At 33.9% G+C, this 21232-nt stretch carries 15 protein-coding genes, 1 other RNA gene and 2 pseudogenes; 9 read left to right on the forward strand and 9 right to left on the reverse strand.

Going from position 1 to position 21232, the window contains the following annotated elements; translation table 11 throughout:
* Positions 1–61: 61 nt before the first annotated feature.
* Both rlmM and dapB read left to right on the forward strand, forming a co-directional pair.
* Entirely contained in the window at positions 62–1153 is a 1092-nt protein-coding gene (gene rlmM / locus CEP47_RS05775) for a 23S rRNA (cytidine(2498)-2'-O)-methyltransferase RlmM (RefSeq protein WP_261920526.1), read from the forward strand.
* A 17-nt stretch (positions 1154–1170) separates the two neighbouring features.
* Entirely contained in the window at positions 1171–1983 is an 813-nt protein-coding gene (dapB, locus tag CEP47_RS05780; RefSeq protein ID WP_261920525.1) for a 4-hydroxy-tetrahydrodipicolinate reductase, read from the forward strand.
* Between the two features lie 61 nt (positions 1984–2044).
* Here dapB and CEP47_RS05785 read toward each other — a convergent pair.
* The 6 genes and pseudogenes from CEP47_RS05785 to trhP all read right to left on the reverse strand — a co-directional run.
* Positions 2045–2689, reverse strand: a pseudogene (locus CEP47_RS05785) (IS3 family transposase); the annotation flags it as partial.
* 557 nt (positions 2690–3246) lie between these two features.
* The gene (locus CEP47_RS05790; protein WP_261920524.1) at positions 3247–4332 is read right to left on the reverse strand and encodes a radical SAM/SPASM domain-containing protein; all 1086 of its coding nucleotides are present in this window, start codon (positions 4330–4332) and stop codon (positions 3247–3249) included.
* Between the two features lie 207 nt (positions 4333–4539).
* On the reverse strand, positions 4540–5814 hold the full coding sequence (locus tag CEP47_RS05795) for an MATE family efflux transporter (RefSeq protein WP_261920523.1): 1275 nt from the start codon (positions 5812–5814) through the stop codon (positions 4540–4542).
* Between the two features lie 36 nt (positions 5815–5850).
* Positions 5851–5991 (reverse strand): hypothetical protein, encoded by a 141-nt coding sequence (locus CEP47_RS05800; protein WP_261920522.1) that lies wholly within the window; start codon positions 5989–5991, stop codon positions 5851–5853.
* 97 nt (positions 5992–6088) lie between these two features.
* Positions 6089–6459 (reverse strand): annotated as a pseudogene (locus CEP47_RS05805) (helix-turn-helix domain-containing protein); the annotation flags it as partial.
* Between the two features lie 96 nt (positions 6460–6555).
* A complete protein-coding gene (gene trhP, locus CEP47_RS05810; RefSeq protein WP_261920521.1) occupies positions 6556–7941 on the reverse strand; it encodes a prephenate-dependent tRNA uridine(34) hydroxylase TrhP in 1386 nt (461 codons plus the stop codon).
* A gap of 322 nt (positions 7942–8263) precedes the next feature.
* Between trhP and ffs the strand changes: the two genes are divergently transcribed.
* Positions 8264–8361: signal recognition particle sRNA small type (gene ffs, locus CEP47_RS05815), an RNA gene on the forward strand.
* A gap of 42 nt (positions 8362–8403) precedes the next feature.
* Here ffs and CEP47_RS05820 read toward each other — a convergent pair.
* Positions 8404–11112 carry an MlaD family protein gene (locus CEP47_RS05820; RefSeq protein WP_373463136.1) on the reverse strand — a complete coding sequence of 903 codons (2709 nt, stop codon included), beginning with the start codon at positions 11110–11112 and terminating at the stop codon, positions 8404–8406.
* On the reverse strand, positions 11090–12373 hold the full coding sequence (locus tag CEP47_RS05825) for a paraquat-inducible protein A (RefSeq protein ID WP_261920519.1): 1284 nt from the start codon (positions 12371–12373) through the stop codon (positions 11090–11092). The genes CEP47_RS05820 and CEP47_RS05825 overlap by 23 nt, the downstream gene beginning before the upstream one ends.
* A gap of 261 nt (positions 12374–12634) precedes the next feature.
* Here CEP47_RS05825 and proQ point away from each other — a divergent pair, with 261 nt between their 5' ends.
* The 6 genes from proQ (at position 12635) to CEP47_RS05855 (ending at position 20214) form a co-directional block, all read left to right on the forward strand.
* Complete coding sequence (proQ, locus tag CEP47_RS05830) at positions 12635–13294, forward strand: RNA chaperone ProQ (RefSeq protein WP_261920518.1); 660 nt, start codon at positions 12635–12637, stop codon at positions 13292–13294.
* 139 nt (positions 13295–13433) lie between these two features.
* Positions 13434–15461, forward strand: a complete 2028-nt coding sequence (gene prc, locus CEP47_RS05835; RefSeq protein ID WP_261920517.1) for a carboxy terminal-processing peptidase — start codon at positions 13434–13436, stop codon at positions 15459–15461.
* A 90-nt stretch (positions 15462–15551) separates the two neighbouring features.
* Positions 15552–16931 carry a L,D-transpeptidase family protein gene (locus CEP47_RS05840; protein WP_261920516.1) on the forward strand — a complete coding sequence of 460 codons (1380 nt, stop codon included), beginning with the start codon at positions 15552–15554 and terminating at the stop codon, positions 16929–16931.
* Positions 16932–17044: 113 nt separating this feature from the next.
* On the forward strand, positions 17045–17608 hold the full coding sequence (locus tag CEP47_RS05845; RefSeq protein WP_261920515.1) for a DUF882 domain-containing protein: 564 nt from the start codon (positions 17045–17047) through the stop codon (positions 17606–17608).
* Positions 17609–17626: 18 nt separating this feature from the next.
* Entirely contained in the window at positions 17627–18265 is a 639-nt protein-coding gene (locus CEP47_RS05850; protein WP_261920514.1) for an MBL fold metallo-hydrolase, read from the forward strand.
* A 23-nt stretch (positions 18266–18288) separates the two neighbouring features.
* Positions 18289–20214, forward strand: a complete 1926-nt coding sequence (locus CEP47_RS05855; protein WP_373463137.1) for an LTA synthase family protein — start codon at positions 18289–18291, stop codon at positions 20212–20214.
* 44 nt (positions 20215–20258) lie between these two features.
* Here CEP47_RS05855 and hemH read toward each other — a convergent pair whose 3' ends face one another.
* Positions 20259–21215, reverse strand: coding sequence for a ferrochelatase (gene hemH / locus CEP47_RS05860; protein WP_261920512.1), 957 nt, complete (start codon positions 21213–21215; stop codon positions 20259–20261).
* Positions 21216–21232 lie beyond the last annotated feature (17 nt).

A 21232-nucleotide genomic window follows, 5' to 3' on the forward strand; every position in this document is an offset into this window, starting at 1 on the left:
CCCTAAGTATAAAAGCCTGTTATTATGCCTGTTTTATTGATTAATATATGATTAAATTAAAATGTGGAATAAATTAGCGCTCTATTGTCGTAGTGGTTTTGAAAAAGAAACGGCGGCAGAAATCACTGAAAAAGCCACCAATCTTGGTGTTTTTGGTTTTGCTCGAGTAGAAGAAAACAGTGGTTATGTAATTTTTGAATGTTATCAAGCTCAACAAGCTGATTATTTAGCCTGCCAGCTAGCCTGTAATCAATTAATTTTTGCACGACAAATCTTGGTTGTTTCCGATTTAATTGGTGAATTACCTATACAAGATCGTATATCACCACTATTAGAAAAATTACAACAAGCAAAACCGTATTTACCATCATTACCTTGCAACCAAGTATGGGTTGAAACACCTGATACCAATGAAGCAAAATCTTTACTCACTTTTTGTCGTAAATTTACCGTTCCATTACGTCAACATCTCCAACAAAACCACTTATTAAATGAAAACAATAAGTCAAAACAAGCCATTACCTTACATTTATTTTTTATCCGTTCTGGCTATTGTTATCTTGGCTACTCTTATAACCAACGACATGCCCCTCATTTTATGGGGATTCCACGCCTAAAATTCCCCCCTAATGCACCTAGTCGATCCACCCTAAAACTAGAAGAAGCCATCAACTTATTTCTTTCACCGATAGAACAAAAGCAACGAATGAATGAAGAAAAATATGCAGTTGATTTAGGAGCTTGTCCCGGCGGTTGGACATATCAATTAGTAAAACGAGGTATGTTTGTCTATGCGGTTGATCATGGCAAAATGGCAACCTCTTTACACGAAACTGGGCGGATTGAACACTGTATGGAAGATGGGTTTAAATTCCAACCGTCAAAAAGACGGAAAATTGATTGGTTAGTCTGTGATATGGTAGAACAGCCAAGCCGAATCACTCGCTTAATGTTAAAATGGTTAATCAACGGCTGGTGTAATGAAATGATTTTTAACCTTAAATTACCTATGAAAAAACGTTATAACGAAGTAAAACAATGTTTAGAATTAATTGAGAATACTCTAAAAAAACAACAAATTAATTATAAATTACAAGCAAAACATCTCTATCATGATCGAGAAGAGATTAGCGTACACATACATCTTATCTAACTTATTAAGGAGTTATTATGACTATAAGAATTGCAATTGCTGGGGCTGGTGGCAGAATGGGAAGACAATTAATCACAGCCGTTGCTCAAACAGATGGGGTTATTTTAGGGGCTGCTTTTGAACGCAGTGGTTCTAGTTTAATCGGCAGTGATGCAGGGGAATTAGCGGGTATTGGTCAATTAGGTGTCAAAGTTACTGCAGATCTCGAACAAGCAAAAGATCAATTCGATCTGTTAATTGATTTTACTCGACCTGAAGGAACGCTATCACATCTTACTTTTTGTGTTACCCACCAAAAGAAAATGGTGATAGGTACGACAGGTTTTGATCAAACTGGCAAAGAAGCGATTCAACAAGCTGCAGAAAAAATTGGAGTTGTATTTGCTTCTAATTATAGTGTTGGCGTGAATCTTGTTTTTAAACTCCTAGAAAAAGCTGCCAAAGTGATGGGAGATTATTGTGATATTGAGATCATTGAAGCCCACCACCGCCACAAAGTAGATGCACCATCTGGTACAGCACTTTCTATGGGCGAACATATCGCTAAAACACTAGGACGGGATCTAAAAACGCAAGGTGTATTTGCCAGAGAAGGGATTACTGGTGAAAGAAAAGCAGATCAAATCGGTTTTGCTACAATTCGAGCAGGTGATGTTGTCGGCGAACATACCGTATGGTTTGCCGATGAAGGGGAACGTGTTGAAATTAGCCATAAAGCCTCTAGTCGTATGACCTTTGCTAAAGGTGCAGTGCGTGCAGCAAAATGGTTAAAAAACAAATCAACTGGTTTATATGATATGACCGATGTCTTAGAACTCAACCAGCTATAAATTAAAATACTGACAAAAAAGGTGCTAAAATGATCTGCTCCCAAAAAAGTTAGACTACATTTTAATTCAAGGACTGAGTTCTGTATTCCACAGGGCTTAGTCCTTTTAGCTTCACTTGAATACGCTCATTATTGTAGTAGTGAATGTACTCGTGAATCACTTTTTCAAGCTGTTCAAACCTCTCAAACCGCTTGCCAAAGTAACATTCTGTCTTCAATCGTCCGAAAAAGCTTTCTATCGTCCCATTATCAAGGCAATTACCTTTTCTCGACATACTTTGCTTAATACCGTGTGTTTTCAATATCTCTTGATAGCCAATCATTTAATACTGCCATCCTTGATCGGAATGCAGTATCGGTTTTGCCTCATCTAAGCCTTTTATCGCCTGCGTCATCATTCTGATTATCTGCTCAAAACTCGGACTTCTCGCCACATCGTAAGCGATAATTTCGTTATTAAACAAGTCTTTAATCGCCGACAAATAGAATTTGCCCTCTGTGCATTTAAACTCCGTGATATCCGTTACCCACTTCTCGTTCAGCGTTGTTGTTGTAAAACTCTGTTTCAACAGATTATCGGCAATTTGTCCCACTTATTTTCTTAACACCAAGGTAATTCGACGATAACCATAATTTTTGTCATTTTTGTGATAAATCGTGTCTATTTGCTGCAAAATTTCTGCATTCTTATCAACTTTTGACTCCAGCACTTAATGAAATTAACTAAAAATCAAATCTTCAAGTTACCTATGAACCAATAAAACGCAGGCTCAAAATTACTGGTTTATATTTTACTATAAAGACAAAAAACAAATACAGATAATTAATCAAACAGATATTAAACTACCTAATCGTCCGCAAGTTTTAAAGGGCTCTGATGCAGAAGGAAAATGGGCTAGAGAGTGTATTAGGATTATTAAAAAATTTTACCCGGACAATAAAATTGAGTTACAAAATTACCGCTTGGAACATCTAACTAAACTAGTAAATTACTACACAATTTTAGGGGATACATTTGCTCGTGATGATGTTAAAAAGGTAATTGAGTACAGAGAGAAACAGTTAGATTTAGTAGATCAGATTAATTAACATGTAAATTGTGAATTAGTAGAGGTTTAAATTTTAAATGAAATTATTACCTACTTTAGTTAGGTACTAATGATGTTTGTGAAATTCTTGGCATTACGATCAATACTTTATCGATGGTACAATATGTCAGAAGATTACTTATCTTATAACAACTCACCCAATCTATTTAATAAAACTAAATTACGCTGAGCGGTATAATACTTTTATAACACGTATGGTCAAACCCTTTATAATCTCCATTAATTCCATAAGGAATTGCTCTACATCCACCTCCACAACTTTTAAATAAAGAACAATTTTTGCAACTATTCGAAAAATCTCTTAAAATTAGCGATCTAATAACATCAGATTCACAATATATTTTTCTTGCTTCTTCAATTGAATGTTCATTTAGATTCAAAATTTTCTTATTGAATAAAGCGCAAGGAGTTATATCTCCATTAGAATATATATTCAATTGTCCAATTCCTGCATCACACCCACCTATGTAACAATCAACATTATTTATAAAGTCATTATCAATATTTTTCCAGGATGATTTTTCATGAATTACTTTCAATGGATCTTCAGTTTCTATTTCAATACCTACATATTTTTCTTTTAATCTAAAAAATTCATCAAAATGTTTCTTTTTATGAGCGCTAGTGACGAATATATTTTTTGCGCAAGATGCAGCATTACCAGATGGCACAACCGTTCCAAAGGAAACTCTTTTAGCTCCATAAGATGTTACTAAATCAATTATTCTTTCTTTTTCCATAATAGTATCAGGAATTAATGTTGTTCTTGTAGAAACAAAAAATCCTTTATTGGTTAGTTTCTTAATTGATTCTAAAGAGTTTTTAAAACTATTTTTATTTCCTCTAAATTTGTTATGAGTATCTTCATTACAACTGTCCAAACTTATTTGGAATACTATATTTTTATAATTAAAATCTAGTATTTCATCAATTACACGATCTTTTATGTGATAGCCATTAGTTGTAATTACTAATATTCCTATATTTTGACTGGATACAAACTTTAAAATATCAATAATTTTAGGGTGTAAAAATGGCTCTCCACCAGAAATAGTTACATTAACTTTTTCATTATGATCAATAAAACAAAATAGTTTTTTTATTAGATCTAAATTAATGTGATCAGTTGGATCATAGTATGCTCTACAGTGTTTACATTTAAGATTACATACTCCAGTAACCTCGATCTGCAACGTTTTAATAAAAAACTCATATAAACTATCTTCTGTTTCGACTAACATATTGTTCCCCTAAGTATTAACTATTAATAAAAAGGCAATAGAATATCTATTGCCTTTTTAAAGAGTTATTTATATGAAGCACTAGTAGTACAAACAACGGTACCTAAAGTTACTTTTTTAACTTGCTTTTTAACTTGAGACATAAAATTCTCCTTTTTAAAACAAATAACATAGAAAATGTTGAACCTAAATAGGTTCTCGACCAGACTATTTGTAAAAATTTTGATTGTCAATTAGGTTTAGTTTGGATTTTTTGACTGATATCAAATAAAAGTAATAAAAATATATCATTACCGTAAAAATAATATTACCAAACATAATACCAATAAGGTAATGATAAGCATCATTATTTTTCATTGATAAATAAATGCCTAATGGAGTACCTATAAATACAAAGGCTAACCTTAAAAGAGGAGGTATTATTTTTATATTATTAATGCGCAAGTGAAATACAAGAAAAAGACCTACTGAGTCAAACAAAACAATTAATTGTGATAAATGAAGGTATTTGGATATGTCTAAAAAATTTTTTTTATTAAAAAGGTAGGATATTAAATCGGTTGAAAAATACAATAAAATATATACAAATAAATAAAAACAAATTAGTACAATAAGACTCTCTCTACAAATAAGAATATTTGCATTTTTTGAAAAAAATATAGAGTAGGATATACAAAATCCAAGAAATAAGATAGAAATTAAATTCTTATAAGTAAAACTTACACCCAAGTAATTGACATCCATGTTCAAATAAGATAAATAATAAAAAGAAGCAAAAATTGAGAAAGTAAATAAAATGGAAGTTAAAAGCTCAGAAATTCCAAATGAAAACATTTCTTTTATCAAAAAGAAATCTTCCCTTTTATAACTAAAAAATAATTTAATTTTGAAATATTTTTTAATAAAAAAAATACTAATAAAACACTGAAAGATCCTAACAAAACTAATTACAGCTGCAATATATAAACCATAATCAGATATATCAAAAAAACTTATAAACAAACATAGAATTAATGTTAAAAAAAGAGATAAAATAGAAATGTACAAAGATAATTTAGTTTTTTTATATGCTTCTAAAATGGAGGATAAAACCAAATTAATTGAAACAAAAGGTATACCAATTAAAAAAATATTTGTAATGTAAAAAACTTTTTTTTTAAATAAAAAATAAGATATTGCAAAAAAAAACAATGTCAAAATTAAAGAGAATATAAATAAATAAGATACAATCTTATTTGTGGTGTCATATGATTCTAAATTTCTTGATATAATTATATTGGATCCTATATTAATAGAAATTAAAATTATTACTAATATCTGAATATACTGATTAGCTAAGGTATAGTCACCAACAGCAGATAAACTTTTTGAACTTATTACAGAAAGACAGATCGCAGGTATTAATAACAGAATCAATCTGCTAGAAGATATAAAAAGAGATTGTTTAATAATATCTTTATAGTTACTAGACAAAGTCATCATTAATATTTAATTCCTTTTCTACTCAATATTTAATTTTTATCCAATATATTTAGCAACCACATCAATTCTATTGTGTCCCAACTCTTGTGAAATCTGCTCCCTCGCCTGTAAATCAAGAATTTTCTGAATGTCATTCATTTTTGAACGAGATAATCCTGATTGATTCGGCGGTTGCATTCCTCCAGTTAATTCTGTGTAGCGCTGTTGTGCGTATGCGTGCCTAAACCCGTGCGAACCACCCTGTAAAAATCCCTCATTCGAACGTAGAGCGATGATAGGTTGGTTTCATTCTCGGACGACCTTTAGGTTTGGGTAATAAACCATCTATACCTTGTTTTTCGAAAGTTTGCAACCATTGGCTAATTATCCCTGAATTAGGGATATCAAAGTGAAAGCACACTGCTTCGGCGGAACACTGTCTTTTTTTATCGCTTGAATGACCTTTAATTTAAACTCAACAGAATAACATTACTTTTTACCTAACACAGCTAATCCATTGATTCTATTATGATTAAATTTAGCAATCCAACGATTTAACGTTGTTGGGGAAAGTTGAAAATACCGGCGAATAAGCGAACGATTTTTTCCATGTTGAAGATAAATGTCGAGCACTTGTTGTTTGAAACATTGAGTATATTTAGTCATAAAAAATCTGCACCTTCATCAGTTGGTTGTTTAATCCAACTTTTGGGGGGCAGATCAAAAATAGCACCTTTTTTATTAACAATTAACGCTAAATTCCTAATACGCTTGGCGAGTATTGGTTTCAGTCGCCAAATTCCGTAAAAGTAATGCATAATTTAGATCTAAACCTGCTGGTAAAGCTATCCAAACAAAATGCCCATCTCCGGGGGCAGTATCAACCGCTTCCCCTTTACGGTTTTCCATTTTTTCTAAAGTGAAAGTAAAATTCCCTTGTGGAGTCATTACTTCAACACTATCCCCTAGTAAAAACTTATTCTTGACTGCCACTTCTGCCATACCATCTTCACGCTGTTTTCCCGTAAATTCACCGACAAATTGCTGACGATCAGAAACAGAATACCCATAATCATAATTCTGATATTCATCGTGAGTATGACGACGTAAAAAACCTTCAGTATAACCTCGATGGGCTAACGATTCTAAGGTTGTCATTAAACTTTGATCAAAAGGCTTACCAGCAACCGCATCATCAATCGCTTTGCGATATACCTGTGCGGTTCTTGCACAATAGTAAAACGACTTGGTTCGTCCTTCAATCTTTAATGAATGCACCCCAATTTTAGTCAATGTTTCGACATGTTGAACTGCACGTAAATCTTTAGAATTCATAATATAAGTGCCGTGTTCATCTTCAAATGCTTGCATTTTTTCTTCTGGACGTTGTGTTTCACTCAATAAATAAAGTTTATCTGTCGTGGCTCCCTCACCTAAAGTTGGTGCAACATTTTTTACTTCGATCACTTCATTCGCACCAATAATATTACCCACATTGTCTTGTTGAGCTTCTTCAACTTGATATTGCCAACGACAAGCATTAGTACAAGTACCTTGATTAGGATCACGTTTATTAATATACCCCGATAACAAACAACGCCCCGAATACGCCATACATAATGCTCCGTGTACAAAAACCTCTAATTCGATTTCAGGTACTTGACGGTGAATTTCAGCAATTTCCTCTAGCGATAATTCTCGAGATAAAATCACTCGTGTTAGCCCCATACTATGCCAAAACTTAACACTTGCCCAATTAACTGCATTCGCTTGAACAGATAAATGCACTGGCATATCAGGAAAATGCTCTCTCACTAACATAATCAAGCCGGGATCAGACATAATCAAAGCATCTGGCTGCATTTCAATAATAGGCGTAAGATCTTTAATAAAGGTTTTTAACTTAGTATTATGCGGTGCAATATTTACCACAACATAAAACTTCTTACCTAAAGCGTGTGCTTCATCAATACCAATTTTTAAATTGGCATGATTAAATTCATTATTCCGTACTCGTAAACTATAACGGGGTTGCCCTGCATACACGGCATCTGCACCATAAGCAAAAGCATAACGCATATTTTTTAATGATCCTGCGGGTGAAAGCAGTTCAGGTTTAAATGTGGAGTATAAATTAGTTTGTTGCATTATTTCCTCTTTCTGATCACAAGTCAGGCATAGCAGATTGCTATGATGTAAAAGTGAAAATGGATAAATATAAAAAATAGGTGCGGATTTTAGCCCTTATGGGGGATTCTGACAAGAAATTAGATGGTAAGTCTTCCTCCATTATAGAGTAAATGTTGCTAATAATGATCGTAAAGCGGTATTCATCTGTTATTCAATCCTGATGATGGATAAAAAATATCTAAATAAATCAATTAAAAATATTACGCCTTGCAATCTGTTAGCAGATACAGGATAATGCACAGCGTTATTTAATTTTAAAAATATTCATTCAATGGAAACCTTTTCGGTTCCTCGCAACTAGCTTTAGCTCACCGGGTCAGGTTCGGAAGAAAGCAGCCCAAGTTAAACGTTGGTGTGCCGAGAAAAAGCTGGAAAGGTTTCCGCCATTTCTCCCTCTGTAATTTTTCCTGCATAAGATGACTACTCTTTTTTCTCTGGTTTAACCGTCGATGTTGCAGAATAACTACCTTGATCCCAACTTTCACTACCAGCAGGTGCTTTTAATTGTAATAAAAAATGCTGGTACGGTTTTGCAGCTGGCTGAACCACTTCTCCTGATGGCGTTGCAAACGCTATACCACCTTGTAATAACTGTTTTGCTGTGCCAGTTTGAATATTTAACCCTCGCCACCCAAAGTCAACGGAATAACCTGAAGCGAACCAAAATTGACTATTTTGGCGAACTAAATGTTGATACTGTTTTGCAAGTCTAATCTCTACCAATACACGATCTGCATCACTATTTAAGCGAATATGATTGATTACCCCTACTTCTACTCCTCGATACAATATTGGTGAACCAACACTCAGATTAGTCGCATTCGCAGTTTCTAATATTAATGGAAAACCATTTTTATAATCAGCCTGAGTATCACTCTCGCCCTCTAAACTAAAATGATTGCTAAAATTTCCTTGCCCTAATTCAATATTGATATAAGGCTGTAATAAACTTTCAATATTTTTTACGCCACTTAATGAAATTTGTGGAGTAACCAACTGAAAACGGCTACCTTGTCTTGCCAGTAACTTAAAGTTATTTGCAAATAGTAATGCTTCTATCTTTATCTGAGATTTTTGAGGATCTAGTTTAATTGCCATCACTTCCCCAACTTTGATACCTAAGTAACGCAATGGCATACCGATCTGTAAATTCGTTGCATCACGAGTGGTGAGAAAAATTTGTTGTCCGACTGCTTGAGCAAACTGTTTGTTAGAATAAAGCGAAGTATCGATCTGCTTTGTTGTCGCTACACCTAATTGATCAAAACTAATTGCACCTTGCAATACTCTTTGTAGTGGTGATACTTCTACCTTAGCCCCTTGCAAAGACAAATTAATATCAACCGCTTTATCTACCCAAAAACGACTTCTTGTCGTCAAGAGATGTCGATATTGTGGTGGTAAAAAGACCCCTATTTCAAAACCTTTACTGTTTGGTGTGATCTTTATAATCTGCCCAACTTGATATTGGCGATATAACACCACTGAACCTACTTGAATATTAGGTAATTGTTGACTATGCAACACAATAGTAGGTTGTAAATTATAGCTATCAATTCCAGCTTGTGCATCAGCTAAATTCTTATATAAAGGATAAAAAGCTAAAGGTTTTGCACTAGTTGGTTCACCGCTAATCACGCTAATTCCACCTTGCAACCAAGTTTTAGGCGAAGTTGCACTAAACTCCATCCCATTTACACCTAAGTTGACACTAAAATTTGATGCAGCAACAAACTTCGTATTGGCAGTAATTAAATGGCGATAAGCTTTGGCAATAGCGACTTGGTAATAGATCGTTGTTCCTTTAATCTGTCGATCAACAACATTCCCAATATTAATCCCGTTAAATAATAATGGTTGCCCGACTTCAATACCATAAGCTTGTGTTGAACGAAGTTCTACCACTAAAGTACCCGTTTGGTGTAACAACAAATCTGCCTGTTTAATGACCTTAAATTGCTGTTGTGGTTTCCCTTCTCCAGCTTGAATAACAAAATGTTTTCCTTGCAATAATTGCTCTAAATCAGTTATTGAAAAAGAAGCTGAACGATCTTGCAAAATAATTTTTGTACCATCTCGGAGCAAAAATTGTACACTTGGATCGAGTGATAACTCTGCATTAGGTTGAGTATCTGATAAATGCTCTCTACCTAATTCATTACTCTGTTTCCACGCTGATAAAACCCCAACTTGTAAGGATTGGTAGTAAACAGGTGTTTCCCCCACTGTTAATCCACTCACATCAGAAGGTAAAATGATCGGTACCTTAATCCCTCGTTGTGCCGCTGTAATTGATGGATAAAGTGTAAAAACATGCTCATTTTCAACTATCGGACTATTATCTGGTGAATCAAAAGCAATGGCACCTTGAATAACTGAATTAAGGCTCTCAACGTTCACTTTTACACCACTTAAACTAATATTGGCTTGTATGCCACTTGTATTCCAAAAATGGCTATCTCGTCTTACTAAATCAGAATATTGCTTATCAATGACGACACTAATTTCAATTTTTTTATCCGCCGTAAAACGGTAATTAGTTACTTGACCTACAGGTACTTTACGATAATAAACCTTAGCCCCTAAACTGACTGAACCTAAGGTTTCTGTTATCAATTTTAAGGAAAGATCCCCAGTGGTAACTTCAGCAATAGGACCTTGACTTAACGCAACAAACTCATTTTCATCCCTACCAGAGCCGGGTGATAAAGTAATATAATTTCCCGACACTAAAGCATCTAACCCCGAAATACCCGCCAATGATGCAGAAGGTTGTACTAGCCAAAATTTAGTTTCTTCACGTAATAATGAAACCGCTTCAGGATAAATATTAGCAGTAACCCTAATTAACTTTAGATCGGCAGTAAAATTCACTTTTTTGACTATCCCAATTTGCAATCCCTGATAACGAATTTGGGTTTTATTTGCTACTAAACCTGCACCATCATTAAAATAAATGGTAATTTCTTTCCCTTGCTCTTGATGTAATTGGTAAAACAACATTGCCCCAATACATAAGGCAATGAAAGGCAACACCCAAAAAGAAGAAAGACGTTTGCGATACAAAATTTTTGCTTTAGCAATAGTCGGATTTTGATTTTCAATCTTATTTTCTTGATTCTGTGGTATTGTCATAAAACTTCCAAAGTAAACGGGGATCAAATTGAGAAACTGAAATCATAGTTAAAATAACTGCTAAGCCAAAATACACTGCAGCAGGTCCAACTGAAAAATTAATGATTTGCCCTCGAGTAACTAATGCTGTCATCAGTGAAAGAACAAAAAGATCGAGCATCGACCATCGTCCAACAAAATGAACAACCTTATACAATTTAAGCTGTAATTTAATCGGTTGTTTCAACTGCAAATGGATACAAGCAAGCAAGTATAACATAATCACTATTTTGGCTATAGGAATAAAAATACTCGCAATAAAGACTATTGCTGCAATCACATAGTTACCATAATCAAGAAAAGATAAAACACCTGACATCAAAGTATCAGCACTGACAACACCATTGAGAGAAATCTCAGAAATAGGTAAAAAATTCGCTGGAAATAACATAATAATCCCTGCAATTAAACAACTCCAAACACGCTGTAAACTTAATTCTTCAGCAAGATTAAATGTATGACAACGAGGGCATATAGCGTTGTGATTGGAAGTAAGAAAAGTTAAACCACAGGTGGTACATAGATTAATATCTTGTTTTTGCTGTTTCACTAAATAAAAATGATCAGCAACCGATAATGGTTTAATCTCAGGATAAAATAACTGCCATAAACGAGGAAGATTAATTCGAGTGAATAATAAAGCCGTTAATAAAGTTACAAATAAAAATGGAATGAGATAAAGCGTAAAAGACAACTCCGCATATTCACGCACTTTAAATGCCGCAATTCCAAGTGCAACTAAATAAACATCTAACATCACCCACGGTTGTATTTGAGATAAAGCCAATAAAACCAGTCTAGGGCGATGCTGAAAACGATAGCTTAGCTGTAACCATAAAATTAAACCAACAAAAGTAACAGGCATAACAATCGCACAAAGTAAAACAAAAAAAGCGGTATATGGATACCCTATTACTGCCATTTTCCAAATCCCATTCCAAATTGAAGCTTGTATAGGAACGCCTAGTAATTCAATATTTAATAAAGGAAAAGTAAAAGCAAAAGGCATTAATAATAAAATTGTTAATGCAAGAATCGCAGATTTTTTTAAATTCCAGCCTAGCCGAGCTTGTAATAAATTCTGACAACGTGGACAAATGCTAGTTTGCAATGCCAATGGTGGTGGTACTTCAACCAATAAATTACACGCATTACAACGCTGTAAATGAAATTTAGTCGTTTTGGGAAATGGTCTAATTTGCTGGATATACTTCATCGTAGATGACTAGAATTATTGATAAATTTAACGCATTTAATCCAAATTAAAGCATAAATATGATAAAAATGTTGAACAAGTATATAAATCAAGAGAAAATACACAAGCAAAAATCAGCTTAAACGGGTGAAATCTGCTGTAATCTTTCAAGATTTTAACCTTGTCATCAAGCATTGAATCAGGCTAGACTATCCCCGTTTTATTATTATTCATACAAATACGATATTATTCTTATTTAAGTACTAACTTTGGGGATTATCAATGCCAGTAGAAACAAATACGATAGCATCAACAGAACAAAACCTAACTACCTCTCAGGACACGCAGGTAAAATATCCTGATAATAAAGCAGTTATTGCTTATCTATGCGAAAAATTTCCTCTTTGCTTTTCAGTTACTCAACCTAAACCACTCAAAGTTGGTATTTTTCAAGACCTTATCGCCTCTTTAGACAATGAAGAAGAGCTGAGTAAAACTAAACTACGCCAAGCTATTCGTCAGTACACTTCATCTTGGGCATATCTTGCAAGCTGCCAAGTAGGTGCTAAGCGTGTAGATTTAATCGGCGAAGATTGTGGTGAATTAGATCAACAACAAGCAGAACATGCCGCACAACGTCTAGCCGAATCTAAAGCCGTAGTAGCACAACGCCAAGCTGCTCGCAAAGCTCAATTAGCTGAAAAGAAAGCCAAACGCCAAGTAAAAGAACACAAAGAGCAAAAGAAAAAAATAAGAAGACCAGCAAAACCTGCTTTAACGTCAGTAAATCTAACAACCTTACAAGCTCATCATAAAGTTAAAATTAAAGCGGGCAATAGAACACAAAATGCAACAGTTTTAGAAGTATTGAAAGATGGGGCAAGAGTTGAATTAGAAAATGGATTAGTAATCAACATCACCGCAGATCGTCTTTATCAATAAAACACTTTATTTCAGTATGGTACTTTAAAGTGTATGCAGTCCAAAACCGCAATTTTGTGACTGCATTTTTGCCATATAATTAATCATATTAAAATCAAAGAGATAAATTTTTTATGCAACTTTATTTAGGGGATACTCAATGGGTAAAAAAATAAAATTAAAACGAATATCAAACTATATTCTTGCTTTATTGACCTTAACGATTAACCTTCAAAGTTGGGCTATCACACCGACAGTAAAACTAAGCGAGATTAAAACACTCTCCCCTACTGCAGACAATGCCACCGAAACTAAACGCACAACGAATCTACTCAGCATTGCCTACTACCAACCTTTTACACTAGATGATCAACTCTCTCACAAAATTTTTAATCGCTACCTCGATTTTCTAGATTACAGCCACAATACCTTTCTACAATCTGATGTTGATCAAATGAGAAAAAAATATGCTGATACTTTTGATGATCAACTCAAAGCAGGAAAACTTGATGCTGCCTTTGATATGTATAACTTAATGCAAGAACGTCGTTACCAACGTTATACTTATGCCTTATCATTATTAGAAAAAGAGCCGAATTTAACTGGTAATGATCAAATTGAAATCGATCGTTCGAAAAAACCTTTTCCAAAAACGGTTGCTGAAGCTAACCAACTTTGGCAAGAAAGAGTTAAAAATGACATTATTACGCAACGCTTAAAAGGCAAATCTTGGGCTGAAATTCAGAAAAAATTAATTAAACGTTATAATTTAGCCTTAAAACGCCTAACTCAAACAAAAGCTGATGATGTTACTCAACTCTATTTAAATGCTTTTACACGTGAATTAGACCCTCATAGTAGCTATTTATCGCCACGCAAAGCAAAAAATTTCAATGAAAGTATGAACTTATCATTAGAAGGAATAGGGGCTACTTTACAATCTGAAGATGATGAAACCGTGATTAAATCACTAGTTCCCGGTGCACCTGCTGAACGTAGTAAAAAAATTCAGGTTGGCGATAAAATTATCGGCGTAGGACAAGGTGAAAAAGGTGAAATTGAAGATGTCGTTGGTTGGCGACTTGATGATGTTGTTGAAAAAATCAAAGGTAAAAAAGGCTCGAAAGTTCGCTTAGAATTAGAAGCAGCCAAAGGTGGAAAAACACGAATTATAACCTTAACTCGAGATAAAATTCGGATTGAAGATAGTGCGGCTAAATTAAAAGTTAATACTATTAACAAACAAAAAATTGGCGTATTAACTATCCCAAGCTTTTATAATGGATTAACCGATGATGTTCGTAAACTATTAGCTGAAGCTGCAAAGAAAAAAGTTCAAGGATTAGTTATTGATTTACGTAACGATGGCGGCGGATCTTTAAATGAAGCCATTGGCTTAAGTGGTTTATTTATTACTGATGGTCCAATAGTACAAGTACGTGATGCCTATGATCGTATCCGTACTCATTATGATCCTGATACAAAACAAGTCTATACTGGCCCCGTTGTGGTTTTAATTAACCGCTTTAGTGCCTCAGCTTCAGAAATTTTTTCAGCGGCATTACAGGATTATGACCGTGCAGTTATTGTTGGACAAAATAGTTTTGGTAAAGGTACGGTACAACAAAGTCGTCCATTAAGTAAATTTTACCTAAACGAACAGCCATTAGGGTTTCTACAGTACACTATCCAAAAATTCTATCGAATTGATGGTGGCAGTACGCAATTAAAAGGGGTTAAACCAGATATTTTATTCCCTGAAATCATTGATGAAACCGAATATGGTGAAAGCAAAGAAGATAATGCTTTACCTTGGGATAAAATTCCAAAAGCAAATTATAAAGCGACTAATAATGTTCGCAAACATATTCCAACTTTAGAACAAAAACATTTAGCCAGAGTGGCTAAAAATCCTGAATTTATCGTTCTAAACGAAAATCTTGCTGAGCGAGATAGATTGCGTGATCGTCAATATCTCTCCTTAAATTTAGCAGAACGTCAAGCAGAATATGATAAAAATGATGCGAAATACTTAAAAGACTTAAATGCTCGCTTTAAACGTGAAGGAAAAAAACCACTAAAAAATGTTGATGATCTTCCAAAAGATTATCAAGCACCTGATTTTATTCTAACTGAAGCTGAAAATATTGCTGCAGATCTGATTAAATTAGAACAAAAATCCAATTAATCTCTTCTCCTGTTTGTTCTAAAAGAGCAAGCAGGAGAATACAGTTATATTAATATAACGCTTTTGATACCTAGTTTATAAGGATTTTCAATGTTCCCTAAAAAAAATTATCTTCTTTCAGGCTTATTTACTGGGATATTATCCATTGCACTCACTTTTTCTTTCGCTAAAAATATACTGGCTGATGAAAATAACAATCCTAATGCTAATGTTCCAAAAGTAGATCAAAATATTGAACTGATTTCTAATATACCTTTACTTTTTCCTCAAAAATTAGTTGAAATATATTCTGCCCGCCAATTTCAACCGATTTGGCAATCCTCTAATAGTAAAAAATCTTTTTTAAAAGAATATGCTATTCTTGCCTTAGCTAATCTCAATCCAATGATAGCTAAACATTTAAATCTAATTAATTCAAGCAAAGAACAACTCACTCAAGATCTGTTATTAAGTGATGCTTTTTTAACTTACCTTTATTATAGTACCAATGTAAAAAAACACGCACAAACATGGCTTTATTTACCTAATAATTATCAAGTCAAAGTGCCAGAAGAAAAATTGATTAAACGTTGGTTAAATGCAATAAAAAACAATCAATTAGAGCATTTTATTCAGCAAATAACTAATCCAAATAAAATATATCAAGCAACCTTAGTAAAATTAATACAATTAATTTTAGATACAAATACACCACCACAAGAAATTGCTAAATTAGCCATTAATCTTCAACGTTTACGGGTTATTCCTAATTTTGAACAAGGTATTTTCATCAATATTCCTAGCTATCAATTATATTATTATCGTGATGGAAAAGAAGTCCTTACGTCTAAAATTATTGTTGGAAAATTAGCACGAAAAACACCCGTTATGTATAGCAAATTAAGCAATTTAGTCATTAATCCTCCTTGGACAGTTCCTGAACGTTTAATTAATGAAGATTTAATTCCTAAGATAAAAAAAGATCCGAGTTATATTTACCGTAACGGCTATACTATTATTGATTATAAAGGTAATGTTATTGATCCATATACTATTGATTGGGAAAATATTACTTGGAAAAAATTTCCTTATCTTATCCGACAAGTACCAAGTCATAGTGCATTAGGAAATTTTAAATTTAATATGCCAAGTGCTGAAGCAATATTTTTACACGATACGCCAGTCCGTGAACTCTTTACACTTAAAAATAGAGCATTAAGTTCTGGCTGTATTAGAGTAGAAAAATCTGATGAATTAGCCACATTTTTATTAAAAGAAGTAGGTTGGAACGAAGAACAAAAATTAGAAATATTAGAAAATAAAAAAACAAAATCCGTTCATATTCCTTCTAATAATCCAGTGTATATTTATTATGTAACAACTTGGATTGAAAATGGTGAAATGAAAACATTACCAGATATTTATTCCTATGATAAAGAATTTAAATTAACTGAAGCAGATATTAATTTAGTCAAAAAATATCTACATTGAAATTCTTTGAAAGATAAGTAAAATAGACAATTTTATTTATCAAAATCATTCTACTAATTTAATATATTTAAATAAGATATTAACAATAATCATCTTTAATTTATTAAAAATTTATGGAAAAGATCAATCAAACAAAACGAAAATGGTTATCTTTAGGTGGATTAATTTTAGGTGGAAGTTTATTTCCTCATTCAACTTTCGCCACTGTGTTAAATATGCCGCAATCTCGTTTATTAAAATTAAAAAATATCAATACTGGGGAAAAACTAATTTCTAAATATATCAATGGTAAAAGTTTTTCTGCCGAAGATATGAAAAAAATCAATTACTTAATGAGAGATCGTCGTACTAATTTAGTCCACACAATGGATCCTAAACTCTTTGCTAAATTTTATGATATTCAAAATAAACTAGGGTTGCGTAACTGTGAACTTTCAATTATTTGTGGCTACCGTTCGCCGAAAACAAATGCACAATTACATAGTAAGAGTAATCAAGTTGCGGTAAATAGTTATCATATAAAAGGTCAAGCGATTGATTTTCGGATTGATTGTATTTCCCTAGCAAAAGTCCGTGATGCCGCTAAAAGTCTTAAAAATGGTGGTGTTGGCTACTATCCTAAAAGTAATTTTATTCACATTGATACTGGTCCAGTAAGAAATTGGCGTGGTACTTAATCAAATTGAAGGCTATCTATGAAATTTAAACTTATTCCCGTTACCCCATTTCAACAAAACTGTTCTATTGTGTGGGATACTGCAGGTAATGCAGCAATTATCGATCCCGGTGGGGAAGCGGATAAAATTATTCAATTTATTCAACAAAATGATCTCACCCCACAAGCTATTCTCCTTACTCACGGGCATTTAGATCATGTTGGAGCAGCTGTAACATTAAAAAAACAATATGGGATTGATATTATAGGCCCACATCAAGCTGATGAATATTGGTTGACTGGATTACCACAACAAGCTCAACATTTTGGTCTGCCAGATTGTTCTGCATTTACACCTGATCAGTGGCTAAACGAAAATGAAGAAGTTCAAATAGGTTCACTACACTTTAAAGTGCTTCATCTCCCCGGACATACTCCCGGTCATATTGGCTTTATTAATCAAGAAAATAATATCGCTTTTACTGGTGATGTTTTATTTAACGGAGGGATAGGACGGACAGATTTTCCCGGTGGTAGTTATTCACAATTAATTCAATCTATTAAAGAAAAATTATTACCTTTAGATGAACAAACTCAAATCATCGCAGGACACGGCCCGACTACAACTATCGGCAATGAAAAATATACTAATCCTTTTTTGTTAAAAGAGCATAATTAGATTACGGCTTAAGAGAGATGGATATGCTTAGTGCTTTTTCACTTTACCCATTTTTTATTTTTTTCCTATTCAATTTAACCTTTCTTTCTCTCAGTCGTGCAGGATTAGCGATTTGGCAAAGAGAACGGGTAACAGCAGTAAATGGTTGGAAAAACTTATTTTTACAAGGTATCCGTATGGATATCGTTTCTCTCTGTTGGCTATATTCTCCTGTGGTACTACTCAGTACTCTTTTTCTCGATCACAGCACCTTTGGACAATATATCGCCCTCATCATTCGTTTTATTCTAGTAGCTGGAAGCTGTTTTATCCTCTTTATGGAGCTTGCCACCCCTGCATTTATTGCAACCTATGATTTTCGTCCCAATCGGTTATTTATTGAATATCTTGTTAATCCTAAAGAAGTGTTCACTATGCTACTAAAGGGGCATTTGCTCTCAACACTTGCGGTACCAGTGTTTAGTATCACTACCGCTTATCTTCTTTGGCAATTAAGTGGGCATCTTATTGAAAATGCTAATGCAGGTAGTTGGCTTACTCGCCCAATAATTATGCTCGTTGCGGGGGCATTGACTTTTATCGGTGCAAGATCAAGTTTTCGTCATCGAGGAATTAATCCTGCGATGGTAGCCTTTTCTTCTGATCCTTTAATTAATTCATTAGTTTTAAACTCTGGCTACTCTCTTTTATTTGCGGCTCGGCAAATGTTAGATGAAGAAAATGCAACTGAAATCTATGGCAAAATGTCGCCAGAACAAATGATAGAAATCTTAAAACAGACAAATGCTCGCCCTGCGTCTGCCTATTTAAACGGTGATATTCCAATGCTTAGCCATAATCCTGCAAGCTATCGTGGAAAGCCTAAAAACCTTGTAATCATTTTAGAAGAAAGTCTTGGCGCTCAATTTGTAGGTACATTAGGAGGGCTACCACTTTCACCAAATTTTGATCGTTTGGCAAAACAAGGCTGGTTATTTGAACAACTCTATGCGACAGGCACACGTTCTGTACGTGGTATTGAAGCCGTTATTTCAGGTTTCACGCCAACACCAGCAAGAGCAGTGGTAAAACTTCCCAATAGCCAACACGACTTTTTTACTCTTGCCGCTTTACTCAGTCAGAAAAATTATCACACTTCTTTTATTTATGGTGGTGAAAAACATTTCGATAATATGGCTGGCTTTTTCTATGGCAATGGCTTCCAACAAATTATTGATGAAAAAGATTATACAAATCCCACCTTTAAAGGCACTTGGGGTGTATCTGATGAAGATCTTTTTGATAAAGCTCACCATCGTTTTCAACAACTTTATGCTCAGGATAAACCTTTTTTTAGCCTAGTATTTACTTCAAGTAATCACGATCCTTTTGAATTCCCTGAGAATAAAATTGACTTGTACGAACAACCAAAACACACTCGTAATAATGCGGCGAAATATGCTGATTATGCGCTAGGGCATTTCTTTAATATGGCACAACAAGCTGATTATTGGAATGATACTATTTTCCTGATCGTTGCCGATCACGATTCGAGAGTTTATGGTTCATCTTTAGTCCCAATTCAACACTTCCGTATTCCGGGATTAATTTTAGGTGGTGGTATTGAAACTAAACGTGATCCACGTTTAATCAGTCAAATTGATCTTCCAACAACCTTACTATCTTTGATTGGAATAGATGCCGATTATCCTATGCTAGGCTATGATCTTACTCAAACCGCTAATCCAAATCGAGCAATGATGCAATTTGATAAAACACTCGCTTTTATGCAAGGTGATGATGTTGCAATCTTACTTGAAGGTCAAGCAGCAAAAGGCTTCCGTTATAATTATCAAACTCATAAATTAACCGAACAACCGCTCGATCCTTCACTTAAACAACAAGCACTAGCTTATTCCTTATGGGGAAGTTATACCTACAAAAATCGTCTGTTTCGATTAGCAAAATAAAATTAAAGGGTTGCAATCGCAACCCTATTCTCTTTCTATCAATGCTATAAACGCTTTTCCAATAAATGAAAAATCATTTCAATATGTGAATCTGTCGCATTCAAAGCAGGAATATAATGGTAATTTTCACCGCCAGCAGATAGGAAATTTTCACGATTTTCAACTGCAATTTCTTCTAAGGTTTCTAAACAATCATTGGCAAAGCCGGGACAAACTACGGCAATATTTTTTACGCCAGATTGTGCTAAATGTTCTAATGTTTCATCAGTATAAGGCTTTAACCATTCTTCTTTTCCAAAGCGAGATTGATAAGCGACTTGCCAACGATCACTTGCTAAACCTAATTTTTTTGCAACTAGTTCAGCCGTTTGTTGACAATGTTGTGCATAATAATCACCTTCACTTTGATAACGCAGTGGAATACCGTGAAAAGAAAACAATAAGTATTGTTCGGGTTGTAATTCAGCTTGAATACTCTCTGCTAGTGCATTGATATAGTAAGGATTATCTTGATAAGAATGAATAAATTCAAAAGGTAATAAATCTTTCCGTTGACGAAAAGCATCAGTAAAAGCATCAAATACAGCAGCAGTAGTCGTACTGCTATATTGTGGGAATAAAGGTAAAACGATAATTTTATCCACTTTTTCCGCCATCAAGCGTTCAACGGCATTTGCAACGGAAGGATTACCATAAGTCATTGCAATTTCAATTTTAACGTTATAGCCTAAGCGATCAAAACGCTGTTGTAATTGAGTTTGTTGTTGTTTTGCAATAGCTAATAATGGAGAGCCTTCTTCTGTCCAAACAGATTGATACAATTTTGCCACCCGAGGAGAACGTTTTGGTAAAATTATCCAATTTAATAAAAATGCCCATTTCCAACGAGGTAAATCAATTACTCGGGGATCACTTAAAAATTGCTTTAAATAACAGTTAACCGCCTTACTTGTTGGTGCATCTGGCGTACCTAAATTAACTAATAAAATCCCAGTTTTCACGTAAAATACTCCTTACT

It is taken from the genome of Mergibacter septicus, from assembly GCF_003265225.1.
In the GTDB taxonomy this organism is placed as follows: Bacteria; Pseudomonadota; Gammaproteobacteria; order Enterobacterales; family Pasteurellaceae; genus Mergibacter; species Mergibacter septicus.